Here is a 22,126-nt window from a genome sequence, read left to right as displayed (position 1 = left end):
TCCCTGGTCTTTTCTGAGACTTAGGGATGAATTTGCGACATTTCAGGAAGAGCTGTCCGCCCGGCCGCCCGCGGCCGAACGCAATCGCGTGAGGCGGCGCACGGGGCCACCGGCCCGAGGGAGGCTAGATGATCAAGTTCTACTACAACATGGCGCCGAACCCGATGAAGGTCGCGCTCTTCCTCGAGGAATCGGGGCTGCCCTACGAGACGGTGCCGGTGGATACGCGCCTCGGTGAGCAGCATACGCCCGCGTTCGATGCATTAAATCCTAACCACAAAGTGCCGGTCATCGATGATGATGGGAAAATAATCTTCGATAGCAATGCCATCCTGCTCTATCTGGCCGAAAAGACGGATCGATTCCTGAGCGCGCCTGGGGATCGCGGCGAGATGCTGTCCTGGCTGATGTTCGTCGCCACCGGCATCGGCCCCTATTCCGGCCAATGCGTCCATTTCCGCCATTTCGCCCCGGAGCCCAAGGACTACCCGGTCGAACGCTACCTCTTCGAGGCGAAGCGCCATTACGGCATCGTCGATACCCGCCTCGCCACGCGGTCCTTTATGATGGGCGAGACCTATACCATTGTCGACATGGCGCTGTGGGGCTGGGCACGCATGGTGCCCTTCGTGATCGGGCCGGACGCGTGGGAATTTCTTCCTAACCTCAAGCGGTTCATGGACGCCATGAACGCGCGCCCCGCCGCGCAGCGGGCGGAGGCGCTGAAGAGCCGCCACGCCTTCAAGACCGAAACCGACGAGGCGGCGCGCCGCGCGCTCTTCCGCCACATCACCGCCTGACGGGGACCGACCGATGCAGCATGGAATGAGCCGCGATTTTCAGATGCCGGGCCGCTCGGTCGCGGTGGGGGTGCGCGGCATGGCCGCGACGTCCCACCCGCAGGCGACCTTCGCGGCGGTCGAGATTCTGCGCCGGGGCGGCAATGCGATGGATGCCGCGATCGCCGCCTGCGCCGTGCAATGCGTGGTCGAGCCCGCGATGACCGGCATCGGCGGCGACTGCTTCGTGCTCTATGCGCCGCGCGGCGGCAGCGACATCCGCGCCTATAACGGCGCCGGTCGGGCGCCGGCGGCGACCGATGCGGCGGCGCTGCGCGGCCAGGGCCTCTCGGCCATTCCGCACAATTCGCCCCATGCCGTGACCGTTCCCGGCGCCGTCGATGCCTGGGCGCAGCTCTCTGCCGCCCACGGCACCCTGCCGCTCGCGACGCTGCTTGGCCCCGCGATCGAGCAGGCGGAGGGCGGCTTCGCCGTCACCCCGCGCGTCGCCTATGACTGGGCGGACACCGCGGCCCTGCTGCGCGAGCGGCCGGCGACCGCCGCCACCTATCTGATCGACGGCCGGGTGCCCGAAGCCGGGGATGTCCTGAAGCTGCCGGCCCTCGGCCGCACCTTGCGCGCCATCGGGGACCATGGCCGCGCCGCCTTCTATGACGGGCCGATCGCGGCCGAGATGGTCTCCGTCCTGCGCGCCGCGGGCGGCGTGCATACGGCGGCCGATTTCGCGGGCCATGCCGGCCGCTTCGTGACGCCGATCGAAACCCGCTTCCGCCAGTATCGCGTGCATGAATGCCCGCCGCCGGGGCAGGGGATCATCGCACTCCTCATCATGAACATCCTTGCCCAGTTTGAGGCGAAGGGCGACCCGCTCTCACCCGAGCGGCTGCACCTGGAGATCGAGGCGGCACGGCTCGCCTATGCGGTCCGCGGCGCGATCCTGGCCGAAGGCTCGCCGATGACGGGAAAGCGACTGCTGTCGGCCGAATTCGCGGCCGAGATGGCGGCGAAGATCAGACCCGATCGGGCGATGACGGAGCTGCCGGCCTTCACCGGCCCCGAGCATCGCGACACCGTCTATCTCACCGTCGTCGATGCCGAGCGCAACGTGGTCAGCTTCATCAACTCGGTCTTCGACCACTTCGGCAGCGGCATCCTGGCCCCAGACAGCGGCGTGCTGCTGCACAACCGCGGCATGAGCTTCAGCCTGGAGGAGGGGCACCCGAACACCCTCGCACCCGGCCGCCAGCCGATGCACACCATCATCCCCGGCATGATGACGGAAGGTGACCGGGTACGCATGTCCTTCGGGGTGATGGGCGGCCACTTCCAGGCCATGGGGCAGGCGCATCTCGTCACCAAGGTCGTGGATTACGGGATGGACCTGCAATCGGCAATGAGCCTGCCGCGTCTCTTCCCCGTGCCGGGCCGCGATTTCGTCGAGACGGAGGGCACCTTGCCGGCGGCGAGCCGCGCCGGCCTCGAAGCGCTCGGCCATCGCCTCGTGACGACGCCGGACCCCATCGGCGGCGCCCAGGCGATCTGGATCGACGAGGCGTGCGGCACGCTCTATGGCGGCTCGGAGCCGCGCAAGGATGGCTTGGCGCTGGGCTATTGAGTGGGGCCGTCTCGCGCGCTCGTCATGAGCCCAGGCGTTGACAGCGGGCGGGGCCGCGTGATTCCGAAGGGCATCATGCGCCGATTCTCGACCCTTTCCTGCCCCGTTCTCCTCCTCGCTGCGCTGCTGCTGATGGGCGGCGCGGCGCGTCCGGCCTTGGCTGAGCAGCCAGCCACCGCACCCGCGGCGGCACCCGCGCTTACAGCGGCCGAAACCCAGCAATTGCTGTCGGTGCTGCAAAATCCGCAGAAGCGGGAGCAGTTCGTCACCACGCTCAAGAACTTGGAAAAAGCCTCCGCGGCGACAGGTGCAGCAGCCGCTCCCACAGCCGCCGCCCCTGTGGCCGCGGCGCCGGCTGGAACGGCGGCCGCTCCCGCGGCGCCAGCGGCGAACGGCACGGCCGCCGCCCCCGCCAAAAGCGTGACGCTGCAACCCCATAGCCTCGGCGCGGACCTGATGAGCCAGGCCGATACCGTGCTCGCCCAGATCGCGGCTGATCTCAGCCGCACCAGCGTTTCGCTCTTCGATATCCGCGGCTTCGTTGCCTGGACGTCGACGATCAGCCAGGACCGCTTTGCCGTCTCGCTCGTCTTCAGCGCCGTCTGGCGCCTGGCCGTGGTGATGCTGCTGGCGCTCTTCTGCGAATACCTCGTCTATCTGGGCACCCGCCGCATCTATGCCCGGCTCGGCCGCAATTCCGGCACGGCGGAGGCTGAGGCGCGCCAGGCGCTCCACGAGTCGGACCGGGCCAAGGCCGTGGTTCAGGCACGGCAGGAGGAGGTGGAGGAAGGTGCGGCCGGCACCGAGGATGAAAGCCTCGGCGTCCTGCCTGCGACAGAGGAGCCGGCGGCCGAGCCGGATGTGGAGACGACGGAAACGCCGGTCGAAAACCGGCTCGGCGCCTCCGTGCCGGTACTGCCGGCACTGCCCAGCCCCGAGGATGCGCCGGCCGAGACCGAGAGTGATGGCCGGGTTCTCGAGCATCAGCCCGAGGCCGAGGAGGACGAGCGGCGGGGCTTTTCGCCGCTACGGCCGCTGCACAGCGGCTGGCCGCTGCTGCGTCGGCTGCCCTTCATCCTGCTCGCGATGATCGTGGATGCGGTGCCGGTCTTCGGCTTCCTGGCCGCCGCCTCCGTTCTGCTCGCGACCCCGCTTGCTGGCGACATCCTCATCCGCCTGACCCTTGGCGCGGTGATCAACGCCTATGCGCTGTGCCGGCTGCTGCTGGTGCTGGCCCGCGGCACGGTCTGCGCCCCCACAGCCAAGCTGCGCCTGCTGCATCTCTCGGACGACGCCGCAGCCTTCCTCGCGACCTGGAGCCGGCGGATCGCCCTCGTCATCCTCATCGGCTTCTCGGTGGTGCAGATCGGCGATGTCGCCGGCATGACGCTCGGCCTGCAGAATGCCATCACCCGCATCTTCAGCCTGGCCATCCACGTCATGCTGGTGGTGATGGTGCTGAAGCGGCGGCGCGAGGTGGCGGGCTGGCTCAGCCGGACGGACGGGAAGGGCGCCTGGGCCCGCCTCAAGCTCCGCCTCGCCCAGGTCTGGCACTGGCAGGCAGCCGTTCTCATCATGCTGCTCTGGGTGCTCTTCGCGACGGAGGTGACCAACCACGTGCAGCACCCGACGCGGCTGATCCTCAGCACGATCGGTCTGCTGCTCGTCTTCCGCGTGCTCCACATCGTCATGCTCGGCGCGCTGGAGAAGGCCTTCTCCATCGGCAATGCGAGCCTCGACGGGCATTACGCGATGATCGCGACCCGGGCGGCGCGCTACCACCGGCCGCTACGCTATCTCGTCAACGTTGCGGTGATCCTGGCACTCGTGCTGTCGCTGCTGCGGCTGTGGGACTTGCGGGCCTTCTCCTGGCTGTCGGTGGGCGATCTGGGTGACCGGCTGTTCCACTCGCTCGGCACCATCGGCATCACGCTGGTTCTCGCCATCGTCATCTGGGAGACGCTGAACTTTTTCATCCAGATCTATCTGGACGATCTCACCCAGCAGGGTCTCGTCATCCGCGCGGCCCGGTTGCGCACCATCCTGCCGCTGCTGCGCAACACGCTGCTCGTGATGCTGCTCGCGCTCTTCGTGCTGACGGCGATGAGCGAAGTCGGCGTCAACATCGGCCCGCTGCTGGCCGGCGCCAGCATCTTCGGCGTGGCCCTCGGCTTCGGCTCGCAGAAGCTGGTGCAGGACTTCATCAACGGCATCTTCCTGCTGTTGGAGAACGCCATGCAGGTGGGGGATTGGGTGACGGCGGCCGGCCTCTCCGGCACCGTCGAGAACCTCTCCATCCGCACGCTGCGCCTGCGGGCGAGCGACGGCTCGGTCCATATCATCCCCTTCAGCTCGGTCACGACGGTGACGAACATCAACAAGGGGCGCGGCAATGCCAGCCTCGCCGTCACTGTTTCCTACGATGAAGACACCGACCGGGTGGCCGAGCTGCTCAAGCAGATGGTCCTCGACATGCGGAACGAGCCGGAGTTCCAGGACGGCATTCTGAGCGACTACAACTACTGGGGCGTGGATTCGATCGACGGCCGGGTAGCGACGCTGATGGGGCAGGTGCCCTGCACCGACAAGATGCGCTGGGCCGTACAGCGCGAGCTCAATCGCCGCGTCAAGATCACCTTCCAGAAGGAGGGCATCACCCTGCTGCCGAGCGGCACCGTGATGGCCCTGCAGCATCCGCTGGACGTGCGGGTGGAGCCGCCGCCGCGGCCCACGTCTCGCCTTGGTGCGCCCTCGGGCTCATAAAGCGCCATGTCCATTCTCTTCTGGCGTGCAAAGCCCATTCCCGTCGTCGAACTGCGCGGCGTCATCGCCGGCCGGCAGGGCGCCCTCAACCTGCAATCCGCGGGGCCGCTGCTGGAGCGTGGTTTCGCGCTCGGCCGCGCCGCCGGTAAGCGGCTCATCCTCGCCGTGGACAGCCCCGGCGGCTCTCCCGTGCAGTCCGACCTGATCGGCCGTTTCATCCGCAGGCGGGCGGAGGAGACGGGCGTGCGGGTGACGGCGGTGATCGGCGACGTGGGCGCCTCCGGCGGCTATTGGATTGCCTGCGCGGCGGACGAGATCCGCGCCAATCCAATGAGCATCGTGGGCTCGATCGGCGTCGTCGGCGGCGGCTTCGGCGTCAATCGCCTGCTGGAACGGCTGGACGTCGATCGCAGGCTCTACACCGCCGGGCGCAACAAGGCACGGCTTGACCCCTTCAGCCCGGAAAAACCGGAGGACGTGGCCTTCACCCGCGCGCTGCTCGATGACCTGCACGGCCATTTCAAGGACTGGGTGGGGGGGCGCCGCGCCGGCAAGCTCACCCTGCCGGAGGAGGAATTGTTCGACGGCAGCTACATGGTGGGATCGCGGGCGCTTGCCGCCGGGCTGGTCGATACGCTCGGCGACGTGGACGGGCTGTTGCGGGAGATGGGCGGCCCGAAGGTCCGTGCCACCTGGCTGCGGCCCAAGGTGCGTCGCAGCCTGTGGCGCTTGCTCGGCCGCGGTGCGCGCGAGGCGGCGGTGGAAATGGCGGAACTCTGGAGTGAGCGGCCCCAGCTTAAATAGCTTTATGTTCAATGCAGTAAATCACTCTTTGCAAGCTACGCTTGAGGTGGCTTAGTCATGTTTGTTCTCATAAAACCTTGATAGTGTCCTGTTTTTAAAAGATCATGAGAGATATCAACGCGGCGGGTCGGCGCTCTCCTGACGGCTGGAAAGCTGCGTGCTAGGCTTGCGCTCCGGCGGCGTCGCGGGGCGCCCGAGCGAGGGACGGTCACATGCGTATGGATGCGGTTCGGCAAGCCTGGAACGAGCTGCCGATGGTCGATCTCGAAGGGCTTCTGCAGGGCCGGCTGCCGCTGATCTTGGCGCCGCATCCGGATGACGAAATCCTCGGCTGCGGCGGGCTCATCGCGCAGCTCTGCGCGGCCGGCCGGCCGCCTTACGTCGCTATCATGACCGACGGCAGCCATTCGCACCCAAATTCCAAGACCCATACGCCGGAGCGGTTGCGCCATATGCGCGAGGAAGAGGCGCGGGCGGCGCTGCGTCTGCTCGGCCTGCCGCATGGCCAGACTTGGTTCCTCGGCCACGAAGATACGGACGACCTGCCGGTTGCAGGGCCCGCCTTCCAGTTCGCCGCCCGGCGGCTCGGCGGCATCTGCGAAACCCATGGCTGCCAGGTGATCATCGCGCCCTGGCGGAACGACGGCCAGCAGGACCATGAAGCGACCGCGACGCTCGCCGAGCACGTCGCGCTGCGGGACGATCTCGGCCTGATCTTCTATCCGATCAACGGCTGGTCGATGCCCGACAGCGCCATCGTGGACGAGACGCAGCCGCGCGGCTGGCGCCTCGACATCAGCGGGGAGGTCGCGTTGAAGGAGAAGGCGATCCTGGCGCATGCCTCGCAATATGCCGGCATCATCACCGACGATTGCGAGCACGTCGTCTGCCAGCAGCTGATGGCGGCGGCGCATCGCCCGGAAGAAATCTATCTGGTGCCGTAAGGCCGCACGGGATGTGGAAGGGCCGGAGGCAGGGGCGTCCGGTCCAAGAGGACGCGAACCAGCAGCCGCATGGGGCGGCCTTTTTTGATATCCACAAACATCGCAGAAGATAGATTATGTTAAGTAAGGGCTGCGTGCCGCGGGCGGGATGCAGGAAAGACGGATGACCCCGCGCAAACCAGCGCAGCCTGCCTATCTCTCGATGAACGATCAGACAGCTTCGGGAGAGATAGCATGTCAGACAGCCCCCAACCCATGGCTTTGCGCCGCCTCGGCCTCACCGACATGAAGATCACGCCGGTGGGCTTCGGCGCCTGGGCGCTCGGCGGCGGTGAATGGGCCGCCGGCTGGGGCGCGCAGGACGACGAGGATTCCGTCTCCGCCATCCGCCACGCGGTGGAGCGGCACGAGGTCAACTGGATCGACACGGCCGCCGTCTACGGCCTTGGCCGCTCGGAGGACGTGGTGGGTGACGCGCTGCGGCGCATGCCGCCCGACGCCCGCCCCTTCGTCTTCACCAAATGCGGCCTGGTATGGGACGCGCAGGATCGCACGGCCTTCCCCAAGCGCGTCGGCCGCCCCGACAGCATCCGCCAGGAGGTGGAGGCGTCGCTGCGCCGGCTCGGCCTTGAGCGGATCGATCTCTACCAGATGCATTGGCCGGCGGAGGACGGCACACCGCTGGAGGAATACTGGCAGGTGCTGCTGGACCTGAAGGCCGAGGGCAAGGTGCGGGCCGTCGGCCTGTCCAACCACGATGTCGGCCAGCTCGAGCGCGCCGAGGCGCTCGGCCATGTCGATACGCTGCAACCGCCCTTCTCCGCCATCGAGCGCGGGGTCGCGGCCGACATCCTGCCCTGGTGCGCCGAACATCAGACCGGCGTCATCGTCTACAGCCCGATGCAGGCTGGGCTGCTCACCGGTGCCTTCACGGAAGCCCGCGCCGCGTCCCTCCGGCCGGACGATTGGCGTTCCCGCAGCGCCAATTTCCAGGGCGAGGCGCTGCGCCGCAATCTGGACCTCGCCGAAGCCTTCAAGATCATCGCCCAGCGTCGGAGCGTGCCGGTTCCCGCCGTCGCCATCGCCTGGGTGCTGTCCTGGCAGGCGGTGACGGGCGCGATCGTCGGTGCCCGTCGGCCGGACCAGGTGGATGGCTGGGTCGAAGGCGGGCGGTTGACGCTCTCGGCCTCGGAGCTCGACGAGATCGCGAGCGCCATCGGCAAAACGGGCGCCGGACGCGGACCGGCGCGGCCGCCGGTCTGAAGCTGCTTGACTGGCGATATGCACGGTTCTATGGTGCATTTCGCCAGGAGGCATTCATGACCCTTCTCGTCACCGTGACGGATGTCATCGGCGGGCCGGCCGTGCTCGGCGAAGAGCCGCGCATGGGCGCGGATATGATCCGCCTCGTCCGCCGTGGCCTGCCCGTCGCCACCATCCAGTTCGTCCTCGATACCGGGCGCCTCACCCTCGCCGAACTCGACCGCATCGTTCTGCCGCGGAAGACTCTCGCCAACCGCCGCAAGCTGGGTTCGCTGACGCCCGAGCAATCGGACCGGCTGGTGCGCGTCGCCCGCCTCATCGCCGCCGCCGAGGAGACCTTCGGCAGCGCCGAGAAGGCCAATCGCTGGCTGCGGCGGCAGACGGCGGCGCTCGGCGACGAACGGCCGATCGATCTGCTGGATACCGACGAGGGCGCCCGCCGTGTGGAAGCGCTGCTCGGGCGCATCGGCCACGGCATCGCGGCCTGACCCCCCTTCCCTATGCCGACCTCCCTCACCGGCTGGCGGCTATGCCGCGCGCCCTTTGCCGATCTCACCGGCCAGGGCGCGGCGCTCCATGGCGGGCGCTGGAACAGCCCGGGCGCGCCGATGCTCTACATGGCGGCGAATGCGGCGCTCTGCCTGCTCGAAGTCCGCGTGCATCTCGACCTGCCGCCGGACCTGCTGCCCGAGGATTACGTGCTGCTCGCGATCGGGCTGGATGGGCTGAGCCTGGAACGGCTGGAGATGCTGCCCGAAGACCCGCGGGCGGTGGGCGACCGCTGGCTGCGCGAGGCGCGCTCCGCTCTGCTCGACGTACCGTCCGCGCTCGTGCCCGAAAGCCGCAACCTGCTGCTCAATCCCCTGCATCCCGAGGCGGGCGGCGCCCGCATCTTGCATCAGCGGCGCTTCACCTTCGACCCGCGGCTCTGGCTCGGCGGCAGTTAGCCACATTCAGTTTTTTGCTTGAACCGCTTTTAAATTCGTCATGCCCGGCCTTGAGCCGGGCGTCTATCCATCTGCGCGCCCAGACATGGATCGCCGGGTCAAGCCCGGCGATGACGACGATGGGACTGATTCCGTCAAAATCTGACGGACTCTCGCCCGCCCGTCGGGACGTGCTGTCCACGGCCGCCTGCGTGACGAGGCAGGAGCCACGAAACCTCTTTACGACAACTGGGTTGCCCAGAGGGTTCGCACTCACTCTACCGACAGGTGGAACAGCATTTTCGGCGCATCGCCATTGGGAAAGAAGATCTGCATCAATGTTGAATCTTCACCGGTGAAGCCAGGTGTCGACTGGTAGGTGATGATCTCGGCCGGGCTACGCTTTTTATTGCACGCATAAGGCGGATCACCCCGCACATATTCGGGGAATGCAGTGCCAGCGGCAGCATGGACGGTGCCGTGTTGCGGCGGTGTAATGATCTTGACCTCGATAGGGCCGAGAGGCGTGCAATCGGGCGCCAGTGACGATGCACTGGCAAGGAGCAGAATGCCTCCGGAAATCGTCGTCTTATGCGTGACGAGTTCTTTGGACTTCACCATTTTCTCGGTCGAAGTCATGGGCGCCGTGCCTATTGTCACTCCGGGTGGCGTCATCGTGACGGGAGCATCCGCCGGAGCGGCCATGGGCTGTGCACTCGCCGCAGCGACAGGACCGGGCGCCGAACTTCCACTGGAGTTTGCAGGGCCATTTTTGACGCAGCCACTCAGGGCGAGGAGCGCGCAAGCGACGACGACGGAGCGGAGCATCGGACTCTCTCAGTATAGCGTCGTCATCGTGTCATTGTTCTCCTGCGCGGGCAACCTGAAGCGGTCCCCGGCCCCTAGCGCTTTGCCGTTCCTGCCGCGATTGCGAGCGGCGCCGCGATCCCGATGGTGATCGCGCCGGTGATCATCAGCACGGTGAGCGCCAGCGCCACCGTCTCGTCCACCAGGAGCGGCGGCGGGGCCGGCCCGGCGGCGACGATCTGCATGACCCCCGCGACGGTGCGGAAGCCATAGATTCCCGGCACCATGGCGACGACGCCGGGAAAGGCGAAGGTCGCGGCCGGGGCATCCAGCCGCCGCGCAAAAACCTGCGCCAGGCCCCCCGCCAGTAGCGCCGCCACCAGCGTGCCGGTGACGATGTCGAGCCCTGCCCACTGCATCAGTGCCGCCCGCACCGTGTGGCTGGCGAGCCCACAGACTGCGGCCGCCCAGGCGAGGCGCCAGGGCACGTTGAAGAGCGCCACGAAGCCGAGGGCGGCGAGCGCCGCGAAGACCGCATCCTCCGGCACCGGCACGCCGCCCGCCGGCATTTCCAGCGGCAGCGGCACGCCCGACAGCCAGGCCGCGATTTCGAGGCCGAGGCCGATCGCCGCGATCACGCAGACGGCGAAAGCGAGCCGCGCGACGCCGACGCCCGCATGGTTGCGCAGCATGTCCTGCACACCGTTGATCAGCGGCACGCCGGGCACGATGACCATGCCGGGTGCGACGAGACAGAGCGCGCCGGTGGCCGAGCCCAGCAGCCGCGCGCCCAATCCGCCCAGAAGGCCGCTGACCACGGCGGTCAGGAAGGCAACGACGACCGGGCTCAGACCGCGGCGGCCGAGATCCTGCCGCAGCAGCGTGCCGAGGGTGACCGCGACCCAGCAGGCGACGAAGGCCGCCCAATCGCCGCCGAACAGCCGGCTGAGGGAGGCCGCCGTCATGCCGATCGCGGCGGCGACCAGAAACCGGCCATAGACCGGCGGGCGATGCTCGATCGCTTCCAGGGCGGCGGTGGCGCCGGCCCGATCGAGCTGCCCTGCCTCCACTTGATGCAGCACGGCGAAGGCGGCGGCGGCCTGGCTCATGCCCACGTTCATCGCCGGAATGCGGCTGCCGATGCGGGTGACGGTGCGGCCTTCGGTCAACAGGGTGAGGACCAGCCCCTCATAAGAGACGAGCAGCCGCGCTTCGGCGCCAAACGCCGTCGCGAGATGGCGCACCGCCCGCTGCACGCGGCCCGTATCGGCGCCGTTCTGCAGCAGCACGCGGCCGAAGAGCAGAAGGCAATGCGCGGTCGCCTCTGTTTCCGCCGCTTGTGTTTCTTGATCAGCGCTCATGGCCGCAGCGCTCAGCCGGTGGGTTCGCCCTGGATCGGGACCAGGCCGAGCTTTTCCATCAGAACCGTCACCTCGGCGATCGCAGCCTCGGCCTCCGCCGGGTCGGTGCCTTTGGAGACGATGGCGACTCCCTGGCCGATGTCGCGCTCGAAGGGATAGCTGCCGATGTCGAGCGCCGGGTAGCGCTTCTGCACGGCCTCCAGATCGGCCGCGATCGACCCTTCCTTGAGGCCGAGCGCGTAGACCGCGCGAGAGATGATGGGCGCGCCGCCCTCCAGCGTCGGCGCCAGCGCCTCGAACATCGCCTGCATGATGCGCGGCACGCCCGCCATGACATGGACGTTGCCGATGGCGAAGCCGGGGGCGGCCGAGACCGAATTGGGAATGAGGCGCGCGCCGCGCGGCATCGTCGCCATGCGTTGGCGGGCCGCGTTGAACTCGCCGGCCGGGTAGCGCGCCTCCATGATGGCGACGGCCTCCGCATTCAGCTCCCAGGGTACACCGAAGGCCGCCGCGATGCATTCGGCCGTGATGTCGTCATGCGTCGGGCCGATGCCGCCGGTGGTGAAGACATAGGTGAAAGCGGCGCGCACTTCGTTCACCGTGCGGATGATGGTCTCGGCAACGTCAGGGATGACGCGCACCTCGCGCAGCGGAATGCCGATCTGGCCCAGGCGGCGCGCCAGGAAGTTGATGTTCACGTCCTGCGTGCGGCCCGAGAGGATCTCGTTGCCGATGACGAGCAGGCAGGCAGTGGGGTTCGTCATCGGGCAGCTCCTCCGGTTCAACTCCGAATCGAGCTTACAGCAGGTCTCGCAGCATGGGGAGAAGCGGACGGTCGGCCGGCAGCATCTGATAGTCTGACATTTCCGCGGGCGTCACCCAGCGGATCACCTGGCCTTCCTTCGGCGCCGGAATGCCTTGCCAGCGGCGGCAGAGGAAGAGTGGCATCAGCAGATGGAACTTCTCGTACGAGTGCGAGGCGAAGACGAAGGGGGCGAGGCAGGCGCGGCTGACGTCGATGCCGAGTTCTTCCCGCAACTCGCGGATGAGCGCCTCTTCCGGGCTTTCGCCGGGTTCGAGCTTGCCGCCGGGAAACTCCCATAAGCCCGCCATGGCGCGGCCTTCCGGGCGGCGGGCGATGAGCACCCGGCCCATCGCATCCACCAGCACGCAGGCGGCGACGAGAACGAGCGGCAGGCCGCCGGTGCTGGGCGCCGGCGGCTCGGGCAGAGCCGAAACATCCCGCCGCGTCGCCTCGAAGCGCAGCACCGGGTGGCGATGCCCGCCGCGTGAGAGGAATTCCTCCTCCCCCGCGCCCACTTCCCGAAAGCCGATGGCCCGCAGGACGGCGGTGGAGGCAGGGTTGTCAGTCGCGACCGTCGCTTCCACCACGTCGAGATCGAGATTGGCGAGGGCCCAGCGCAGCAGCCGGCCAGCCGCCTCGCGTGCCACGCCATGGCCCCAGAAGCGCCGGCCGACCCAATAGCCGAGCGTCGCGCGGCGCGGCCCGCGCAGCCGCTTGAGGCCGACGGCGCCCACCAGCACCTCGCGCCCGTTCTCGTCCCCGGTAATCGCGAAATGATAGCCGAGGCCGTCCTGCCGCTGCGCCACCTGATCGGCGATCCACTGGTCGGCGGTGAGGCGCGGATAGGGAAAGGGCACGGTCTGCAGCATGCGGCAGACCTCCCAGTCGTTCAGCAGGCGGTGCAGCTGTTCCGCATCGTCCGGCGTGACCGGGCGCAGCGTCAGCCGCTCGGTGCGGAGCGTGACCTCGGCCGGCGCCGGCGTCTGCGCCTCAGCTTCGGTAGCTGCCATTGATGTCGATGTATCCATGCGTGAGATCGCAGGTCCAGACCGTCGCCGCGCCGTCCCCGAGCCCGATGTCGACGGCGATCTCCACCTCGCGGCCCTTCATGTGCGCGACGACCGGCGCTTCGTCGTAGCCGGCGACCACGGTCCCGTCCTTCGCCATCCAGGTGCCGCCGACGGCGACTGCGAGCCGGTCCCGGTCCGCAGGCTCGCCGGACTTGCCGACCGCCATGACGATGCGGCCCCAATTCGCATCCTCGCCGGCGATCGCGGTCTTCACCAGCGGGGAATTGGCGATGGCGAAGGCAATGGCGCGAGCGGATTTCTTCGAAACGGCGCCGGTGACGTCGATGCGTACCAGCTTCTGCGCCCCCTCCCCGTCCCGCGCCACCTGCAGCGCGAGATCGAGCAGGACTTCGTCCAGCGCGCGGCGGAAATCCCGCAGCATCGCGCCGCCGCTTTCCGGCACCTTGGGGTGCTTGGCCTGGCCGGTTGCGAAGAGCAGCACGGTGTCGGAGGTCGAGGTGTCGCTGTCGACGGTGACGGCGTTGAAGCTAGGCTGCACGCCGCGCGCCAGCAGCTTCTGCAGGGCGGGCGCTGGAATGGCGGCGTCGGTCGCGATGAAGCACAGCATCGTCGCCATGTCCGGCGCGATCATGCCGGAGCCCTTGGCAATGCCGTTGATGGTCACGGTCACGCCGCCGATCTCGGCGGTGCGCGCGGCGCCCTTGGGGAAAGTGTCCGTCGTCATGATGGCGCGGGCCGCCGCTTCCCAGGCGTTTTCCTCCAGCCGTTCGGAGAGGGCCGGCAGCGCCTCGGTGATGCGCTCGGCCGGCAGAACCTCACCGATGACGCCGGTGGAGGCGAGGAAGACTTCCTTGGCCGGGCAGCCGGCCAGTGCTGCGGCCGCCTTGGCGGTCGCCTTCACCGTGGCCACGCCAGCGCGGCCGGTGAAGACATTGGCGTTGCCGGCATTGACGACGAGGGCCCGGGCGCGGCCGCCCTCCAGTGCGGCGCGGCACCAGTCGATCGGCGCGCCCGGGCATTTGTTCTGCGTGAAGACCCCCGCGACGGTCGTGCCGCGGGGGAAAGCCATCATCATGAGGTCCGTCCGCCCCTCGTAGCGGATGCCGGCCTCGGCCGATCCCAGGCGCACGCCTGCGATCGGGCCCATCTCCGGCAGGGGCACCGCCAGCGGAGAGACGCTCGTGATGCTGGCCATGGCGGTTACTTGCTGGCCGGGGCTGCGGGCGTCGCCGGGGCTGCGGGCAGCGGCGAACCATCGGGCGCGAATTCCTTGATGGTCGCGTTCGCGCGGACCTGCTCCAGCAGCTTGTGGATGCCTTCCTGGATCAGCTGGTTGCGGATCTTGTCCTGCACGTCCTCGAGCTTCGGCGCCGGATCGGTGCGGTGGCCCAGCACCTGGATGACGTGCCAGCCGAACTGGGTGTGCACCGGCGTCTGCGTGATCTGGCCGTCCTTCAGGGCGAAGGCGGCATCGGCGAATTCCGGCACCATGTCGCTCTTCTTGAACCAGCCGAGGTCACCGCCGTTGTTGGAGTTGCCCGGATCGGTCGAGTCCTTGTTGGCCAGTTCGGCGAAGTTCTTGCCGCCGTCCTTGTCGAGCTGCTTGATGATGTCCTGCGCTTCCGCCTCGGTCTTCACCAGGATGTGCCGGGCATGGACTTCCTCGGCGCCGGGCTTGTTCGCATAATCCTTGTCATAGACGGCCTTGATGGCGTCCGGCGTGATCTGCGGCCCGATGACCTTGCGGATCAGGGCGCCCTGCAGCACCTGCTCGGTGCCGACTTCGATCTGCTGCTGCACCGAGGGGTCGTTGAGCAGGCCGTCCTTCTTGGCCTGGATCGCCATGGCCTTCTGGTCGATCAGCTGGTCGAGCAGGATCGGGTAGAGCTGCTGCGGCGACATGCCCTGCAGCTGCTGCGGCAGGTTGCGCGCCATGTCCTGCAGGTCGCTCATGTGGATGTCCTGGCCGTCCACGGTGGCGATCACCGGGTTCTTCGGCGCCGCGCTGTCCGCGGCCGGGGCGCTGGAGGAAGCGGCGGGCGTCGCCGTGCTCTGAGCCGAGGCCGCCTGGACCGTGAGCGAGAGGGCGAGCGCGGTGCTCGCGAGGAAAGTCAGGGAAAGGCAGGAACGGCGCATGAAAACCTCTGATCTGGCGGGGGTGCCGAGGGCGCCGGAGAATGGCCGAAGAGCGTCCATCCCACAAGGCGGGGCCCGGCCCGGGGCTGACGAAGCCGCGCGTTGACCCGGCTAGCCTGCGGTCCTATCACTTGCGGCCCAACCAGGCTTTCGGACCTGCGCCACTTTAATCGGGCGGGCCCGCTTGCTGCTGGCCGGAGGCAAGGCCCGGCCCTCTGACCCAAGGTTCTCATGTTCGGATCTCTTACCCGCCTGATTTTCGGAACCAGCAACGAGCGCGTGCTGCGGGGCTACCGGCGCATCGTGCCACAGGTCAATGCCCTGGAAGCGCAGATGGAGGGGCTCTCCGACGAGGCTCTGCGGGCCAAGACGGCGGAGTTCCGGGATCGGCTCGGCGGTGGCGAGGCACTGGACAATCTGGTGGCGGAAGCCTTCGCCGTGGTGCGCGAGGCCTCCAAGCGGGTCCTCGGCATGCGGCATTTCGACGTGCAGCTGGTGGGTGGCCTCGTGCTGCACAGCGGCCGCATCGCCGAGATGAAGACCGGCGAAGGCAAGACCCTGGTCGCCACCCTGCCCGTCTATCTCAACGCGCTGACCGGCCGCGGCGTGCATGTGGTGACGGTCAACGACTACTTGGCCCGGCGCGACGCCGAGATCATGGGCGAGCTCTATGGCTTCCTCGGCCTTTCCACCGGCATCATCGTGCACGGCATGGAAGACACCCAGCGCCGTGCCGCCTATGCCTGCGACATCACCTACGGCACCAACAACGAATTCGGCTTCGACTATCTGCGTGACAATATGAAGTACCGGCTGGAAGACATGGTCCAGCGGGACTTCCACTACGCGATCGTCGACGAGGTCGACAGCATCCTGATCGACGAGGCGCGCACGCCGCTGATCATCTCCGGCCCCGCCGAAGACAGTTCGGATCTCTACCGGCGCGTGGACGAGGTGGTGAAGGTCCTGGTCCAGGACGCCGAGACCTACGAGAAGGACGAGAAACAGAAATCCGTCGTGCTGACCGAGCCCGGCGCCGAGCGCGTGGAGGAGATGCTGCGGGATGCCGGCATCCTGGAAGACGGCAATCTCTACGACGCCTTCAACATCTCGATCCTGCACCACACGCAGCAGAGCCTGCGGGCCCATACCCTCTTCGCCCGCGACGTGGACTACATCACGCGCGACGACAAGGTGATCATCATCGACGAATTCACCGGCCGCATGATGGAAGGCCGGCGCTATTCGGAGGGGCTGCACCAGGCACTGGAGGCGAAGGAACACGTCACCATCCAGCCGGAGAACCAGACCCTCGCCTCCATCACCTTCCAGAACTATTTCCGCCTCTATCCGAAGCTTGCCGGCATGACCGGCACGGCGATGACGGAAGCGGACGAGTTCGAGGAAATCTACAAGCTTTCCACCGTCGAAATCCCGACCAACGTACCCGTGGCGCGCAAGGACGAGGACGACGAAGTCTATCGCACGGCGGCCGAAAAGTATCAGGCGCTGGCCAAGCTCATCGCCGAAGCCCGCAGCAAGGGCCAGCCCGTGCTCGTCGGCACCACCAGCATCGAGAAGAGCGAGTTGCTGAGCGAGCTGCTCAAGCGCGAGCGCGTGCCCCATGCCGTGCTCAACGCGCGCTTCCACGAGCAGGAGGCGACGATCATCGCCCAGGCCGGCGCGCCCGGCGCCGTGACCATCGCCACCAACATGGCCGGCCGCGGGACGGACATCAAACTCGGCGGCAATGTGGACATGCGGCGCCGCCTGGAACTCGCCACCATCGCCGACCCGGAGGAATATGCGCGGCGCGACGCGGCGCTGGTCGCCGAAGTGGCCCAGGCGCATGACGCGGTGGTGGCGGCCGGCGGTCTCTTCGTCGTCGGCACCGAGCGGCACGAGAGCCGCCGCATCGATAATCAGCTACGCGGACGCTCCGGCCGCCAGGGTGACCCCGGGCGCTCGCGCTTCTTCCTCAGCCTGGAAGACGACCTGATGCGCATCTTCGGGTCCGACCGGATGGGCGGCATGCTGCAGCGCCTCGGCCTCAAGGAAGGCGAGGCCATCACCCATCCCTGGATCAACCGGGCGCTGGAAAAGGCGCAGAAGAAGGTCGAGGCGCGGAACTTCGACATCCGCAAGAACCTGCTGAAATACGACGACGTGATGAACGACCAGCGCCGCGAGGTCTATGCGCAGCGTCGCGAGTTCATGAAGCTAGAAGACGTCTCCGACGTGGTGGCCGAGATGCGGGCCGAGGTGATCGGCGATCTCGTCTCCGCCCGCATCCCCGAGAAGGCCTTCGCCGAGCAGTGGCAGACGGCGGAACTGGCCGAGGACGTGGAGCGGCTGCTGGGCCTGCGTCTGCCGATCGAGGACTGGGGCCGCGAGGAAGGCATCGACGAAAGCCATATCCGCGAGCGGATCGAAGAGGCAGGCAATGCGCTGATGGCCGCGAAGGCCGCGAATTACGGCCCCGAGCTGATGCGCATGGTCGAGAAGTCCCTGCTGCTGCAGACGCTGGACCAGGTGTGGAAGGAGCATCTGCTCAACCTCGACCACATGCGCCAGGGCATCGGGCTGCGCGCCTATGGCCAGCTCGACCCCTTGCGCGAATACAAGTCCGAGGCCTTCGCGCTCTTCGGCGCCATGCTGCAGGATCTGAAGGAGCGGGTGACCGCGACGCTCGCCCGCGTCGACTTCACCCAGGCGCAGGAACCACCGCCGCCGCAGCCTGGGCTGATGTTCGAAAACCATCCCGAGGACGCGCTGAACCAGAGCTTCGGCCAGGGGCCGGGGACGGGCGCGACGCTGATGATGGAAGCGCCCGCGCTGGCGGCGGACGCCCCGCCGCCGGCCACGAGCCTCGCCGATCTGCCGCCCGAATGGCGCGACACGCCGCGCAACGCGCCCTGCCCCTGCGGCTCCGGCCGCAAGTTCAAGCAGTGCCACGGCCGTCTCGCCTGAGGCGGCCGGCGCGCGGAACCGGCCTTTCCGAGACGTTTTGACGACATCGCGCGTACGACGTTTTGGAGACAGTAAGACCTATCGACGAATGGCGGCCGGCAGTCGCCCGGCACCTTATAGTTGCACGTCTCCTTCCTCTTGCGGGGCGTGACCGTGACGGACATCTCCATTTCTCTGCCGCCTGAGCTTTTGCGCTACATCGATGCGCGGGTCTCTTCCGGGCGCAATCGGTCGGTCAGCGATGTGGTGGGAGATGCCCTCCGGCTCTTGGAACGAGCGGATGCGGAACGGGCGGAGGCGCGGAGCCATCTGCGTCAGGCCTGGGACGAGGGGCCCACCTCCGGCGACGCGGGCGAAATCGATATCGAAGCAGTGAAATCGGAAGCGCGGCGGGCTCTGAAGCGCACCGGCTGACGCCGTATGCCGCAGCCTCGCTACACACGGCGTGCACGGCAAGACCTCATCGAGCTTTGGCCGGTTGTGGCGTCTGACGATCCCAGAGCAGTGGACGCCCTCTTGGACCGGATCGCCAAAAAGGGGCGATGGTTGCAGCCTATCCTCACCTCGGCCGTGCCCGGCCCGACCTTGCGTCCGAAATGAGGATGATCGTCGAGCCACCTTACCTTCTCCTGTATCGCCTGATCAACGAGGGCGTGCAGATCGTGCGCATCCTGCATGGTGCATGGCACATCGCGGCCCCGCTCTCCTCCGACGTCGCGGAATGAGCGCCCTCCCTGTCACATCCGCCCCTGCCCGCTCGTCTTGGGAGTGAACCCCAAAGAGGAGCTTTCTCATGGAACCCCGTCTCGACTATTTCCGCGCCGCCCCCGAGGTCATGAAGGCGATGGTGGCGCTGGAGCACGCCGTCGTCACCTCCGGCCTCGAGCACAGCCTCATCGAGCTGGTGAAGACCCGCGCCAGCCAGATCAACGGTTGCGCCTATTGTATAGACATGCATACGCGCGACGCCATCAAAGCCGGTGAAAGCCCGACGCGCCTCTTTCTGCTCGACGCCTGGCACGAGGCGCCGCTTTATAGCGATCGGGAGCGCGCAGCCCTCGCCTGGACCGAGGCGCTGACCCGGATTTCCGAGACGCATGCGCCGGACGAAGACTTTGCTGCGCTGAAGGCGCAGTTTTCCGATGAGGAGATCGTCAAGCTGTCCCTGCTCATCGCGACCATCAATGCCTGGAACCGGCTCGCGATCGGCTTTCGCGCCGTGCCCACCGGCCGGTGACGATGCAGGACGACGCCGCGGCCCGCTTCGCACCGCTGCGGCCGGATCTCGTCGGCCTCGCCTACCGCATGACGGGCAGCCGGGCGACGGCCGAGGACATCGCGCAGGAGAGTTTCCTGCGCTGGTCCGCGGCCGCGCGCGACGAGATCGCCAATCCGCGCGCCTGGCTGCTCAAGGTTACGGCGCGGCTCGCCCTCGACCATCTCAAATCGGCCCGCGTCCAGCGCGAGGTCTATGTCGGCCCCTGGCTGCCGGAGCCGGTGCTGGACAGTGAGGAGGCGCCACAAGAGGCCGCCCGAATGCGGGCGGAAAGCCTCTCCTTCGCCTTTCTCCTCACGCTTCAGCGCCTGAGCCCGGCAGAACGGGCCATCTTCATCCTGCACGATCTCTTCGACACGCCCTTCGACGAGATCGCCGCCCTCCTGCAGAAATCCGAAGCCGCCTGCCGGCAGACGGCGGTGCGCGCGCGGACGCATCTCGCCGCCGGCCGGGCCCGTAGCGAGGTGCCGGAAGCCGAGCGGCAGCGCATCACCGCGGCCTTTCTCGCGGCCAGCCAGAACGGGGATGAGGCGCGCTTGCGCGACCTGCTCGCCGCCGACGTGGTGCTGCATGCCGATGGCGGCGGCATCCGCCCCGCCTCCCGCAATCTCATTCATGGCGCGGCGAAGGCCGCGCGCATGTTCGCGCGGCTGGCGGCGAAGAAAGGCATGCCCCAGCCCGTGCTTTATCAGGGCCTTATCAACGGTCTGCCGGGCTTCGTGACCTTGGAGCCGGACGAGATTCCGCAGGTCACGGTGCTCGACATCGCGACGGATGGCATCGCCGCGATCTACATCATCCGCAATCCGGACAAGCTCGGGGCGATCGCCGCCCAGCTGCACCTCCGACTGTAATGTTTTTATGACGCATCATTGCGTCAACATTAGTTGACAGAGCGAGCGCCGAGCGCTTAAACCCCATTCGTGTCTATAACGTAATGGCTTTTCCGCAGGTAGAGCCGGCACCGGGTCAGGTGCTTACGGTAGCGCAGTGACTTGGCATCGCCCAAACATCCAAAAAACGTTTAGAGAAACAGGAGAACCTGTCCATGGCGAACTACGGCATCATATCTTTCGAAGTCCTGGCTCAGCCCGTTGTGCCCGGCGTACCGAACGTTCCCTATGTGCAGCAGGGATCGTTCGTCCAGATCACCAATATCAACGGCCAGGCGTTTACGGTCAGCCTGACCTATTTTCCCTCGCCCCGCTTCGTTCCGACCAGCGGCGCCGTCGCCCTCTTCGCCAATTACATCGACAACACCGGCAACGTGACGCAGGTTCCAGCTACGACGTTTATCACGCAACGCGGCTTCCAAAACGTTTCGATTCCGTCTTTGGGAGCCTTCATCTTTGGCGTGCAATACATCATCAAGCCGACCAGCGCGACGCAGCTCGCCGGCACGACGCCGCAAGATGGCGTTGCCGCCCGGGGTGTCCTCTCGGTCGCCGCCAGCGCTGATATGCGGATTTCGCCCCTGCCCACGATCCGGCAGGTCTTCACCAACTACAGCAGCACCGGCGCCGTCCTCAATACCTCGGAAGCTGCCTACGCCGTGCCCTTCGAAACCCTGGGCGCCGCCCTCGAAATCGACATCGAGGTCTGACGTGCCATGGCAAGCGATCCTCTCGCGCCCGTCCTGATGACGCTGGCGGGCCTTGCCTATGCGACCCCGCGTTTCATCACGAGCCACCTCGCGGCCGGGCCCGTGGGCGGCGTCACCTGGACGCTGGACTGGATGGCGGACGACGTGCCGGACCCCATCAACTTCGCCTATCTCGTGCGGGATGGGGCGGGGCGGCACGTCCTCGCCATCCGCGGCACCTACCCCGACCCCTTCTCCTCCGCCTATTGGGCGGATGCGCAGCAGGACAGTCCCTTCGGCACGATGCAGCCTTGGCCGGGGGCGGCAGAGCCCGATGCGAAGGTTTCGGGCGGCACTTGGGCGGGGCTGCAGGGTCTGCTCGCCCTCTCCGGCGGCAGTGTCGTGCTTGCGGACAAGCTGCGCGGTCTCGGTGCCGTCGATCTCTATTTCGCCGGCCACAGTCTCGGCGGCACGCTGGCGCCGGTCCTCGCCTTGTGGACGGCGGGGGCCAATCCGGCGCCCGGCCTCAGCGTCTATGCCTTTGCCGGCATGACGCCGGGTAACGCCGCCTTCGCCCAGATCTATGCGGCGGAAGGCCGGTTGGCCGGCCGCAGTTGGCGCTACAACAACACGCTCGACACCGTGCCCTATGGCTGGGACCGCGTGCTGGATACGCAGTCCTTCTACACGCCCGAGCCGCAGGGCGGCTTGCTCGTCAAAACCCTGCTGCTGGCGACGGCCGTGCGCCTCTTTCCCTACGGCTACGCGGCGGTGGGGGAGGAAATCAAACTGCCGGGCGTGCTGAGACCGCCGGCCGTCTCCTTCGATCTCATCGCCTATCTGATCGAAAACCTGCACCAGCACATGCCGGATACCTATCTTAGCCTGCTGGGGGCGCCCGCCCTCCCCTTCGAAATCGGCTTCGGCCCCTTCATCCGCGGGCGGGGCGCGGGCGCGGACGCCGCATTGTCTGTCCCGCAGAAAGTCGTCGTCGCGCTCTGACCGGCGCCGCCGCACGATCCTCTCCAAACAAAGAAAGA

Annotated in this window: 21 protein-coding genes; 15 read left to right on the top strand and 6 right to left on the bottom strand. The window is 67.4% G+C overall.

Going from position 1 to position 22,126, the window contains the following annotated elements:
* The first annotated feature begins 128 nt into the window (after window positions 1–128).
* The 8 genes from ACYQ6W_RS15110 (at window position 129) to ACYQ6W_RS15075 (ending at window position 9,136) form a co-directional block, all read left to right on the top strand.
* Entirely contained in the window at window positions 129–800 is a 672-nt protein-coding gene (locus ACYQ6W_RS15110; RefSeq protein WP_459676434.1) for a glutathione S-transferase family protein, read from the top strand.
* A 25-nt stretch (window positions 801–825) separates the two neighbouring features.
* Window positions 826–2,415 (top strand): gamma-glutamyltransferase family protein, encoded by a 1,590-nt coding sequence (locus ACYQ6W_RS15105; RefSeq protein ID WP_459676432.1) that lies wholly within the window; start codon window positions 826–828, stop codon window positions 2,413–2,415.
* Between the two features lie 75 nt (window positions 2,416–2,490).
* Complete coding sequence (locus ACYQ6W_RS15100) at window positions 2,491–5,178, top strand: mechanosensitive ion channel domain-containing protein (protein ID WP_459676430.1); 2,688 nt, start codon at window positions 2,491–2,493, stop codon at window positions 5,176–5,178.
* 6 nt (window positions 5,179–5,184) lie between these two features.
* On the top strand, window positions 5,185–5,982 hold the full coding sequence (locus ACYQ6W_RS15095) for a S49 family peptidase (protein ID WP_459676427.1): 798 nt from the start codon (window positions 5,185–5,187) through the stop codon (window positions 5,980–5,982).
* A 212-nt stretch (window positions 5,983–6,194) separates the two neighbouring features.
* Entirely contained in the window at window positions 6,195–6,926 is a 732-nt protein-coding gene (locus ACYQ6W_RS15090) for a PIG-L deacetylase family protein (RefSeq protein WP_459676425.1), read from the top strand.
* Between the two features lie 234 nt (window positions 6,927–7,160).
* The gene (locus ACYQ6W_RS15085) at window positions 7,161–8,189 is read left to right on the top strand and encodes an aldo/keto reductase (RefSeq protein ID WP_459676422.1); all 1,029 of its coding nucleotides are present in this window, start codon (window positions 7,161–7,163) and stop codon (window positions 8,187–8,189) included.
* A 56-nt stretch (window positions 8,190–8,245) separates the two neighbouring features.
* Window positions 8,246–8,677, top strand: a complete 432-nt coding sequence (gene parS, locus ACYQ6W_RS15080; RefSeq protein WP_459676420.1) for a type II RES/Xre toxin-antitoxin system antitoxin — start codon at window positions 8,246–8,248, stop codon at window positions 8,675–8,677.
* A gap of 12 nt (window positions 8,678–8,689) precedes the next feature.
* Window positions 8,690–9,136, top strand: coding sequence for an RES family NAD+ phosphorylase (locus ACYQ6W_RS15075; RefSeq protein WP_459676418.1), 447 nt, complete (start codon window positions 8,690–8,692; stop codon window positions 9,134–9,136).
* Between the two features lie 252 nt (window positions 9,137–9,388).
* On the opposite strand, the gene ACYQ6W_RS15070 is transcribed toward ACYQ6W_RS15075, so the two are convergent.
* The 6 genes from ACYQ6W_RS15070 to ACYQ6W_RS15045 all read right to left on the bottom strand — a co-directional run bounded on the left by ACYQ6W_RS15070 (window position 9,389) and on the right by ACYQ6W_RS15045 (window position 15,258).
* Window positions 9,389–9,754 carry a hypothetical protein gene (locus ACYQ6W_RS15070; RefSeq protein WP_459676417.1) on the bottom strand — a complete coding sequence of 122 codons (366 nt, stop codon included), beginning with the start codon at window positions 9,752–9,754 and terminating at the stop codon, window positions 9,389–9,391.
* A gap of 263 nt (window positions 9,755–10,017) precedes the next feature.
* Window positions 10,018–11,283 (bottom strand): threonine/serine exporter family protein, encoded by a 1,266-nt coding sequence (locus ACYQ6W_RS15065; RefSeq protein ID WP_459676415.1) that lies wholly within the window; start codon window positions 11,281–11,283, stop codon window positions 10,018–10,020.
* An 11-nt stretch (window positions 11,284–11,294) separates the two neighbouring features.
* Window positions 11,295–12,050 (bottom strand): competence/damage-inducible protein A, encoded by a 756-nt coding sequence (locus ACYQ6W_RS15060; protein WP_459676413.1) that lies wholly within the window; start codon window positions 12,048–12,050, stop codon window positions 11,295–11,297.
* A gap of 34 nt (window positions 12,051–12,084) precedes the next feature.
* On the bottom strand, window positions 12,085–13,101 hold the full coding sequence (gene mutT, locus ACYQ6W_RS15055) for an 8-oxo-dGTP diphosphatase MutT (protein ID WP_459676411.1): 1,017 nt from the start codon (window positions 13,099–13,101) through the stop codon (window positions 12,085–12,087).
* Window positions 13,082–14,317, bottom strand: coding sequence for a bifunctional glutamate N-acetyltransferase/amino-acid acetyltransferase ArgJ (gene argJ, locus ACYQ6W_RS15050; RefSeq protein WP_459676410.1), 1,236 nt, complete (start codon window positions 14,315–14,317; stop codon window positions 13,082–13,084). Before argJ ends, mutT begins: the two co-directional genes overlap by 20 nt.
* A gap of 5 nt (window positions 14,318–14,322) precedes the next feature.
* The gene (locus ACYQ6W_RS15045) at window positions 14,323–15,258 is read right to left on the bottom strand and encodes a peptidylprolyl isomerase (protein ID WP_459676408.1); all 936 of its coding nucleotides are present in this window, start codon (window positions 15,256–15,258) and stop codon (window positions 14,323–14,325) included.
* Window positions 15,259–15,489: 231 nt separating this feature from the next.
* Between ACYQ6W_RS15045 and secA the strand changes: the two genes are divergently transcribed.
* From secA to ACYQ6W_RS15010, 7 genes are all read left to right on the top strand, one after another.
* Complete coding sequence (gene secA / locus ACYQ6W_RS15040; protein ID WP_459676406.1) at window positions 15,490–18,228, top strand: preprotein translocase subunit SecA; 2,739 nt, start codon at window positions 15,490–15,492, stop codon at window positions 18,226–18,228.
* Window positions 18,229–18,381: 153 nt separating this feature from the next.
* The gene (locus ACYQ6W_RS15035; RefSeq protein ID WP_459676404.1) at window positions 18,382–18,642 is read left to right on the top strand and encodes a type II toxin-antitoxin system ParD family antitoxin; all 261 of its coding nucleotides are present in this window, start codon (window positions 18,382–18,384) and stop codon (window positions 18,640–18,642) included.
* A gap of 128 nt (window positions 18,643–18,770) precedes the next feature.
* Window positions 18,771–18,953: a type II toxin-antitoxin system RelE/ParE family toxin gene (locus ACYQ6W_RS15030; protein WP_459676402.1), complete on the top strand. Its 183-nt coding sequence runs from the start codon at window positions 18,771–18,773 to the stop codon at window positions 18,951–18,953.
* 68 nt (window positions 18,954–19,021) lie between these two features.
* Window positions 19,022–19,465, top strand: a complete 444-nt coding sequence (locus ACYQ6W_RS15025) for a carboxymuconolactone decarboxylase family protein (protein WP_459676400.1) — start codon at window positions 19,022–19,024, stop codon at window positions 19,463–19,465.
* A gap of 2 nt (window positions 19,466–19,467) precedes the next feature.
* Window positions 19,468–20,358, top strand: a complete 891-nt coding sequence (locus ACYQ6W_RS15020) for a sigma-70 family RNA polymerase sigma factor (protein ID WP_459676398.1) — start codon at window positions 19,468–19,470, stop codon at window positions 20,356–20,358.
* A 194-nt stretch (window positions 20,359–20,552) separates the two neighbouring features.
* Window positions 20,553–21,107 (top strand): hypothetical protein, encoded by a 555-nt coding sequence (locus ACYQ6W_RS15015; RefSeq protein WP_459676395.1) that lies wholly within the window; start codon window positions 20,553–20,555, stop codon window positions 21,105–21,107.
* Window positions 21,108–21,113: 6 nt separating this feature from the next.
* On the top strand, window positions 21,114–22,088 hold the full coding sequence (locus ACYQ6W_RS15010) for a lipase family protein (protein ID WP_459676393.1): 975 nt from the start codon (window positions 21,114–21,116) through the stop codon (window positions 22,086–22,088).
* The last annotated feature ends 38 nt before the right edge of the window (window positions 22,089–22,126 follow it).

It is taken from the genome of Acidisoma sp. 7E03, from assembly GCF_054665075.1.
Note: the sequence above shows the minus strand (reverse complement) of the source record. Positions and strands in the feature narration are given on the sequence as shown.

Excerpts from the sequence above, each read along its gene's own strand:
- ACYQ6W_RS15105 (WP_459676432.1), top strand. The coding sequence starts at position 826 with ATGAGCCGCGATTTTCAGATGCCGGGCCGCTCGGTCGCGGTGGGGGTG.
- ACYQ6W_RS15100 (WP_459676430.1), top strand. The coding sequence starts at position 2,491 with ATGCGCCGATTCTCGACCCTTTCCTGCCCCGTTCTCCTCCTCGCTGCG.
- ACYQ6W_RS15020 (WP_459676398.1), top strand. The coding sequence starts at position 19,468 with ATGCAGGACGACGCCGCGGCCCGCTTCGCACCGCTGCGGCCGGATCTC.
- ACYQ6W_RS15090 (WP_459676425.1), top strand. The coding sequence starts at position 6,195 with ATGCGTATGGATGCGGTTCGGCAAGCCTGGAACGAGCTGCCGATGGTC.
- ACYQ6W_RS15110 (WP_459676434.1), top strand. The coding sequence starts at position 129 with ATGATCAAGTTCTACTACAACATGGCGCCGAACCCGATGAAGGTCGCG.
- secA (WP_459676406.1), top strand. The coding sequence starts at position 15,490 with ATGTTCGGATCTCTTACCCGCCTGATTTTCGGAACCAGCAACGAGCGC.
- ACYQ6W_RS15070 (WP_459676417.1), bottom strand. The coding sequence starts at position 9,754 with ATGACTTCGACCGAGAAAATGGTGAAGTCCAAAGAACTCGTCACGCAT.
- ACYQ6W_RS15045 (WP_459676408.1), bottom strand. The coding sequence starts at position 15,258 with ATGCGCCGTTCCTGCCTTTCCCTGACTTTCCTCGCGAGCACCGCGCTC.
- ACYQ6W_RS15085 (WP_459676422.1), top strand. The coding sequence starts at position 7,161 with ATGTCAGACAGCCCCCAACCCATGGCTTTGCGCCGCCTCGGCCTCACC.
- mutT (WP_459676411.1), bottom strand. The coding sequence starts at position 13,101 with ATGGCAGCTACCGAAGCTGAGGCGCAGACGCCGGCGCCGGCCGAGGTC.
- ACYQ6W_RS15065 (WP_459676415.1), bottom strand. The coding sequence starts at position 11,283 with ATGAGCGCTGATCAAGAAACACAAGCGGCGGAAACAGAGGCGACCGCG.
- parS (WP_459676420.1), top strand. The coding sequence starts at position 8,246 with ATGACCCTTCTCGTCACCGTGACGGATGTCATCGGCGGGCCGGCCGTG.
- ACYQ6W_RS15015 (WP_459676395.1), top strand. The coding sequence starts at position 20,553 with ATGGCGAACTACGGCATCATATCTTTCGAAGTCCTGGCTCAGCCCGTT.
- ACYQ6W_RS15075 (WP_459676418.1), top strand. The coding sequence starts at position 8,690 with ATGCCGACCTCCCTCACCGGCTGGCGGCTATGCCGCGCGCCCTTTGCC.
- ACYQ6W_RS15030 (WP_459676402.1), top strand. The coding sequence starts at position 18,771 with ATGGTTGCAGCCTATCCTCACCTCGGCCGTGCCCGGCCCGACCTTGCG.
- ACYQ6W_RS15010 (WP_459676393.1), top strand. The coding sequence starts at position 21,114 with ATGGCAAGCGATCCTCTCGCGCCCGTCCTGATGACGCTGGCGGGCCTT.
- ACYQ6W_RS15060 (WP_459676413.1), bottom strand. The coding sequence starts at position 12,050 with ATGACGAACCCCACTGCCTGCCTGCTCGTCATCGGCAACGAGATCCTC.
- ACYQ6W_RS15095 (WP_459676427.1), top strand. The coding sequence starts at position 5,185 with ATGTCCATTCTCTTCTGGCGTGCAAAGCCCATTCCCGTCGTCGAACTG.
- ACYQ6W_RS15025 (WP_459676400.1), top strand. The coding sequence starts at position 19,022 with ATGGAACCCCGTCTCGACTATTTCCGCGCCGCCCCCGAGGTCATGAAG.
- argJ (WP_459676410.1), bottom strand. The coding sequence starts at position 14,317 with ATGGCCAGCATCACGAGCGTCTCTCCGCTGGCGGTGCCCCTGCCGGAG.